We start from the raw sequence: 6,115 nt of genomic DNA, 5'->3' as shown, positions 1-6,115 counted from the left end.
CAACAATCACATCGCCCGGTTGAACCCGGTACTGCTTTCCGCCGGTCTTGATCACCGCGTACATTTGGAAGCCTCAGCGTGAACGCAAAAAAGAATGCGCCCGCTAGGAGACCCTGCGGGCGAAGAGCGGCGACATATACGGAAGGGCGCGCCAGAGTCAACGCGAAAGGGCGGCATTCGGGGCTAAAACCCCGCGCAGGCGGCGCTGCAGCGATGATGTGGTCTGATTTGTCGTTCATCCGCAATAGGAAGAACGCCCGCGCGTGAGAGGGCGCGTGCGGCAGATTCGTTCGGATCGGCTCTCGACCGTTACAAAGTAACAGTATAGAAGGCGCGGAATGTCGCCGCCCGATCTCCAGCAGCCCGTACTGATCTCCTTGCTGGGCGGGGGATTCGTCGCGGCCTTCCTGCACGCCGCCCTGCCGACCCACTGGCTGCCGTTCGTTCTGGTGGGACGGGCGCAGCGGTGGAGCCTGATGCGGGTCATGACCGTGGCGGTGACGGCGGGGCTGGCGCACATCGCGTCCACCGCCCTGGTCGGGTCGCTGATCGTGGCGGCGGGGCTGGCGCTGAACGCCTGGATCGGCGGCCTGCTGCCGCACCTGTCGGCGGCCCTGCTGTTCCTGTTCGGCGCCTTTTATCTGGCGCGGGCCTCGCTGCAGAAGCCGATCACGGCGACAGGGCCGGAGGCCGAGGTGCCTGAGCCGGCCGTGTCGGATCGGGCCGCCTTCTGGGGATTGGTGCTGATGATGGCGGTGACGCCGGGCGAGGTGCTGCTGCCTATCTATCTGTCGTCAGCGACCGAGGGGGTCATGGCTCTGGGGCTGCTGACGCTCGCCTTCGCGGCGGGGACCGTGCTGGGCATGACCTTGCTGGCGGCCCTGGCCAGCGCAGGATACTCCATCCTGCGGCTGGAGCGCTGGGCGCGTTATGAAGGGGCTATTCTGGGCGTGGCCCTGATCCTGATCGGCTTCCTGGTGATGGCGCACCAGCACTGAGGCGCTGATAGGTTATGTATTTACATTCAATGACTTGTGTTTGTCGTCGTTGACGCGATGCGGCGGGCGAGCCTAGAGGGTCTTCATGGCGCACGACCACGCACACGACCATGACGACCACGCGCACGGGCATGACCATGGACCCGGCGGCCATAGTCATGCGCATGGCCATGATCACGGGCACGGCCATTCCCACGGGATCGGCGGCCACCATCATGGGCCGGTCGATACCGGCGACTGGCGCTATGCTGTCGGCCTGATCGTCAACCTGGCCTTCGTGGCCTGCGAGTTCGGGGCCGGACTCTGGGCCGATTCGACGGCCCTGATGGCCGATGCGGGCCACAACCTGTCCGACGTCCTGGGTCTGGCCATGGCCGGCGGCGCCGCCTGGCTGGCGCGGCGCGCGGCGGGGCCCAAGCGCACTTATGGATACGGCAAGGCCACCGTGCTGGCCGCCCTGGGCAACGCCCTGCTGCTGATCTTCGCCTGCGGGGCCATCGCTTTCGAGGCGGTGCGGCGGCTGGCCGAGCCCGCGCCGGTGGCGTCGGGCGTCATCATGGTGGTGGCGGGCATCGGCTTCTTCATCAACCTGGGCACGGCTCTGCTGTTCATGAAGGACCAGCACAAGGATCTGAACGTGCGCGGCGCCTATCTGCACATGATGGCCGACGCCGCCGTGTCGTTGGGGGTGGTGGTGGCGGGCGCCGTGATCCTGCTGACCGGCTGGGCCGTGATCGACGCCCTGGTCAGCCTGGGTATTGTGGCTGTCATCATGATCGGGACCTGGGGCCTGCTGAAGGACTCGGTCAATCTGGCGCTGGACGCCGCGCCGAACGGGGTCGAGGTGGGTCAGGTCCGCGACGCCTTTCTGGCCCTGCCGGGCGTCAGCGCCGTGCACGATCTGCACATCTGGGGCCTGTCCACCACGGACACGGCCTTGACGGCGCACCTGGTCCACGACCGGCCCGACGCCGACGCCCTGCTGGCCGAGGCGCAAGGCCTGGCGCGCAGCCGCTTCGGCGTCAGCCACACCACCTTCCAGCTGGAAAGCGGCGCCCTGCCGGACTGCCCGACCTGTTAAGCGCGCCGCGCCTCTTCCCTTCCGGCCCTCTAGCCGCCATCTAGCCGCCCATGACCCAGAAGACTCCCGTGACCGTCCTCACCGGCTACCTCGGCGCCGGCAAGACCACCCTGCTGAACCGCATCCTCACCGAGGATCACGGCAAGCGTTACGCCGTCATCGTCAATGAGTTCGGCGAGATCGGCATCGACAACGACCTGGTGGTCGGCGCCGACGAGGATGTGTTCGAGATGAACAACGGCTGCGTCTGCTGCACGGTGCGCGGCGACCTGATCCGCGTCGTCAACGGCCTGATGAAGCGCCAGCGCCCCGGCAAGCCCGCCTTCGACGCCATCATCGTCGAGACGACCGGCCTGGCCGACCCCGGCCCGGTGGCCCAGACCTTCTTCGTCGACGAAGAGGTCAAGGCCAAGACCCAGCTGGACAGCGTCACCGCCCTGGTCGACGCCAAGCATGTCATGGCGCGTCTGGATGACTCCAAGGAAGCGCGCGAGCAGGTGGCCTTTGCCGACCGCATCATCCTGAACAAGGTCGATCTGGCGACGGACGATGAACTGGCCGCCGTCGAGAGCCGTCTGCGCGCCCTGAACCCCCTGGCCCCCATCGTCCGCGCCGAGCGCTCGAACGTGCCGCTGGATCAGGTCTTGGGCCTGCACGCCTTCGATCTGGAGCGCATCCTCGAGGTCAAGCCGGACTTCGTGAACCCGCCCCACGGCGCCGAGGGCCACGTCCACGACGAACACTGCGGTCACGACCATCACGATCATGACCATGTGCACGACGAGCACTGCGGCCATGACCACGATCACGATCACGATCACCACGACCACGGCCCGCGCGGTCACGCCCACAACGACGACATCAAGGGCGTCTCGCTGACGCTGGATCGTCCGCTGAACGGCGCCAAGTTCACCGCCTGGCTGGATAGGTTGCTGGGCGAGCAGGGTCAGAACATCCTGCGCGCCAAGGGCATCATCGACGTGGACGGCGAGGACCGCCGCCTGGTCTTCCAGGCCGTGCACATGATCCTGGAAGGCGACCTGCAAAAGCCCTGGGGCGACAAGGAGCGCCGCTGGAGCCGCGCCGTCTTCATCGGCCGCGACCTGAACGAAGCCGAACTGAAGGCCGGGTTCGAGGCCTGCGCGGCATGAACCCGCCCCCTCGCGCCCGGGTCGAGGCCAAGGTCATCTACGGCACGCCCGAGTTCGAGATCATCAAGGGCGGCGACCACGTCGTCTGCGCCGTCTCGGGCGTCCCCATCCCGCTGGACATGCTCAACTACTGGAGCGTCGAGCTTCAGGAAGCCTATGCCTCGGGCGCGCTGATGACGCAGCGCTGGGTCGAGACGCACAGGGGCTGATCCCCTATCGCCGTCATCCCCGCGAAAGCGGGGACCCAGGCGGTAAGAACTGGCTGACCTCGCGCTTCACAAACGCAATCCGGCGTTAATTAGCAAACGTCTGGGTCCCCGCTTTCGCGGGGATGACGGAAGAGGGGCGCGGCTAGGCGGTGGGTAGCGTCGCCAGCCAGTCCGTCATCACCTTGGCCAGCGCCTGTGGCTGTTCCAGCGGGATCATGTGCCCGCTGCGCGCGACGTGAACCATGGTCGAACCCGCAATCCCCCGATGCAACTCCTCGGCCTCGTCCGCCCCACGCAGCCGGTCGGCGTCGGCCGCCACGATCAGGGTCGGCTGGGTGATCTCGTCCAGTCGGTCGCGGTCGCCGGCGCGCGCCATGGCCGACTGGCGATGGAAGACCTCGCCGCCCAGCCTCAAGCCCATGTCGCGCACGCGCGCGATCATGGCCTCATCCCCGGCCAGATCGGGATGCAGCGACGAGACGATGGCCGGGCGGCTCAAGCCCTTGAAGGCCTTGGGCGCGGCCTTGAGGGCCGAGCGGCGCTGGCGGACCAATTCCTCGGTGTCGCCGCGCGCCGAGGTGGCGATCAAGATCAGGGCCGTGACCCGGTCCGGCGCGATACGCGCCAGTTCGCGCGCCACATAGCCGCCCATCGAAAAGCCCACGGCGACGAAGCGGTCGGGCGCGTCGCTCAGGATGGCGGCGGCCATGGTCTCGATGTCCTCGCCCCGGCTCAGGTCGGTCGCGACCAGCGGCGCAAAGGGGGCCTGATCGTCGGTCATGGCGTCCCACAGGGTGGCGTCGGCCATGAAGCCGGGAATGAGCAGCAGCGTCATGGGCGTCTCTATAGGCCCGACCGGCGACAGACGCGACGCAGGAGGCTATGAGGCGCGTCTGACTTTTCCTGCCTTGCGTGAGCCGACATGCCGACCTTCTCCTTCGACGCCCAGGTCACCGCCGCCCTGTTCGACAAGACGGGCGCCATCTTCGCCCTGGGCGACGGCTCGGTGCGGTTCGAGAACGGCGCCCGCAGCGAGGTCCACGACGGGGCCGTCCTGTGCGCCTGCGCCCACCCCTCGGGCGAGGGCGTCGTCACCGGCGGCGATGACGGCAAGGTGGTGTGGAGCCGCGAGGGCGAGAGCGTCGTCCTGGCCACCGCCAAGGGCCAGTGGATCGACTCCATCGCCGCCTCGACGGAAAGCGGCCTGATCGCCTTTTCGGCGGGCCGCACCCTGTCGGTGATCGACAGCAAGGACGTGGCCTTCCGTCGCGACTTCCAGCACGAGCGCACCGTCTCGGGCGTGGCCTTTGATCCCAAGGGGCGGCGCATCGCCACCTCGACCTATGGCGGGGCTTGGCTGTGGTATGCGCGCATCGAGCAGCAGCAGCCGGTCAAGATGGCCTGGGCGGGCTCGCACCTGGCGGTCGGCTTCTCGCCCGACGGCGCCTTCGTCGTCACCGCCATGCAGGACAATCAGATGCACGGCTGGCGCCTGAAGGATCAGAAGAACATGCGGATGGGCGGCTATCCGTCCAAGATCAAGAGCTTCGCCTTCCTGGCCAAGGGGCAGCTGCTGGCCACGGCCGGCGCCCAGGGCGTGGTGCTGTGGCCCTTCATCGGCGCCAACGGCCCGATGGGTCGCGAGGCGACCGAGATCGGCTTTGATGAGACGACCCTGATCGCCCAGGTCGCCGCCGCGTCCGCGCACGGCCGTCTGGCTGCGGGGCTGGAGGACGGCCGTGTCTGGTGGGCCGATCCGGCGGGGCAGGGGCTGGACTTCATCAAGAAGGACAAGGGCGCGCCCATCGTCGCCCTGGCCATGAGTTCCGGCACCACCCGCGTCGCCTGGGCCGACGAGGACGGTCAGGCCGGCGTGGTCTCGCTCTGAGATCGCGCTTGCGCTGACGCTTGAGCCCGGCAGGATGGCGGCATGACCCGTGCGAAGACCCGCAAGCGGCGCCCGCTGCTGACCCTGCTGCTGATCCTGGCCCTGATTCCGATCGGCGGCGTGGTGCTGCACCGCTTCGTGCCGCCGCTGTTCACCATCCTGATGGTCAAGCAGGCGGTCGCGGGCCACGGCATGGACTATCGCTGGCGCTCGCTGGATCACATCTCGCCGCGTCTGGTCGAGGCCGTGATCGCCGCCGAGGACGCCCGCTTCTGTCAGCACCACGGCTTTGACGTCGAGGCCATCCAGAAGGCGATGGAGGCCAATGAGCGCGCCGAGCAGCGGGGCTCAGACAAGCGGCGCGGCGCCTCGACCATCAGCCAGCAAACCGCCAAGAACGTCTTCCTCTGGCCGAGCCGCGACTGGGTCCGCAAGGGGCTGGAGGTCGGCTACACGGGCCTGATCGAGCTGGTCTGGGGCAAGCGCCGGATCATGGAGATATATCTGAACGTCGCCGAGTGGGCGCCGGGCGTCTATGGCGCCGAGGCCGCCTCGCGCCATTGGTTCGGCAAGAGCGCCGAAAACCTGACGGCGCGCGAAGCCGCCCGCCTGGCCGCCATCCTGCCCAGCCCGCGCCGCTACAAGGCGGCCTCGCCCGGCCCCTATGTCCGCAGACGGGCCAGCCGCATCCAGGCCGCCATGGGCACGGTGCGCGAGGCCGGGCTGGACCGCTGCGTCGACCGCTAAGGCGGCGTTAACCGTCAGCATAGGGCCAAGCCTTAACCGAA

Annotated in this window: 7 protein-coding genes; 6 read left to right on the top strand and 1 reads right to left on the bottom strand. The window is 68.1% G+C overall.

The window, feature by feature from the left end:
- Window positions 1-338 precede the first annotated feature (338 nt).
- From B3K53_RS08695 to B3K53_RS08680, 4 genes are all read left to right on the top strand, one after another.
- Entirely contained in the window at window positions 339-998 is a 660-nt protein-coding gene (locus tag B3K53_RS08695) for a hypothetical protein (RefSeq protein WP_292083810.1), read from the top strand.
- Window positions 999-1,083: 85 nt separating this feature from the next.
- On the top strand, window positions 1,084-2,079 hold the full coding sequence (locus B3K53_RS08690; protein WP_292083809.1) for a cation diffusion facilitator family transporter: 996 nt from the start codon (window positions 1,084-1,086) through the stop codon (window positions 2,077-2,079).
- Window positions 2,080-2,129: 50 nt separating this feature from the next.
- Window positions 2,130-3,230, top strand: coding sequence for a CobW family GTP-binding protein (locus B3K53_RS08685; RefSeq protein ID WP_292083808.1), 1,101 nt, complete (start codon window positions 2,130-2,132; stop codon window positions 3,228-3,230).
- Window positions 3,227-3,439: a DUF2093 domain-containing protein gene (locus B3K53_RS08680; RefSeq protein ID WP_292083807.1), complete on the top strand. Its 213-nt coding sequence runs from the start codon at window positions 3,227-3,229 to the stop codon at window positions 3,437-3,439. The genes B3K53_RS08685 and B3K53_RS08680 overlap by 4 nt, the downstream gene beginning before the upstream one ends.
- A 142-nt stretch (window positions 3,440-3,581) precedes the next feature.
- Here the strand turns inward: B3K53_RS08680 and B3K53_RS08675 are convergent, their stop codons facing one another.
- Window positions 3,582-4,274 carry an alpha/beta fold hydrolase gene (locus tag B3K53_RS08675; RefSeq protein ID WP_292083806.1) on the bottom strand — a complete coding sequence of 231 codons (693 nt, stop codon included), beginning with the start codon at window positions 4,272-4,274 and terminating at the stop codon, window positions 3,582-3,584.
- 87 nt (window positions 4,275-4,361) lie between these two features.
- Between B3K53_RS08675 and B3K53_RS08670 the strand changes: the two genes are divergently transcribed.
- Together B3K53_RS08670 and mtgA are read left to right on the top strand one after the other, a co-directional pair.
- Window positions 4,362-5,327, top strand: coding sequence for a WD40 repeat domain-containing protein (locus tag B3K53_RS08670; protein WP_292083805.1), 966 nt, complete (start codon window positions 4,362-4,364; stop codon window positions 5,325-5,327).
- A 42-nt stretch (window positions 5,328-5,369) separates the two neighbouring features.
- Window positions 5,370-6,074 carry a monofunctional biosynthetic peptidoglycan transglycosylase gene (gene mtgA / locus B3K53_RS08665; RefSeq protein WP_292083804.1) on the top strand — a complete coding sequence of 235 codons (705 nt, stop codon included), beginning with the start codon at window positions 5,370-5,372 and terminating at the stop codon, window positions 6,072-6,074.
- Window positions 6,075-6,115: the final 41 nt, after the last annotated feature.

The organism is Brevundimonas sp. UBA7506, assembly GCF_002479495.1.
Lineage (GTDB): Bacteria > Pseudomonadota > Alphaproteobacteria > Caulobacterales > Caulobacteraceae > Brevundimonas.
The sequence above is the reverse complement of the archived record's forward strand: the minus strand, read 5'-3'. Positions and strand labels throughout refer to the sequence as shown.

Bases quoted from the DNA above. Each gene is read 5' to 3' on its own strand.
- B3K53_RS08690 (WP_292083809.1), top strand. From the start codon at position 1,084: ATGGCGCACGACCACGCACACGACCATGACGACCACGCGCACGGGCAT.
- B3K53_RS08675 (WP_292083806.1), bottom strand. From the start codon at position 4,274: ATGACGCTGCTGCTCATTCCCGGCTTCATGGCCGACGCCACCCTGTGG.
- mtgA (WP_292083804.1), top strand. From the start codon at position 5,370: ATGACCCGTGCGAAGACCCGCAAGCGGCGCCCGCTGCTGACCCTGCTG.
- B3K53_RS08685 (WP_292083808.1), top strand. From the start codon at position 2,130: ATGACCCAGAAGACTCCCGTGACCGTCCTCACCGGCTACCTCGGCGCC.
- B3K53_RS08680 (WP_292083807.1), top strand. From the start codon at position 3,227: ATGAACCCGCCCCCTCGCGCCCGGGTCGAGGCCAAGGTCATCTACGGC.
- B3K53_RS08695 (WP_292083810.1), top strand. From the start codon at position 339: ATGTCGCCGCCCGATCTCCAGCAGCCCGTACTGATCTCCTTGCTGGGC.
- B3K53_RS08670 (WP_292083805.1), top strand. From the start codon at position 4,362: ATGCCGACCTTCTCCTTCGACGCCCAGGTCACCGCCGCCCTGTTCGAC.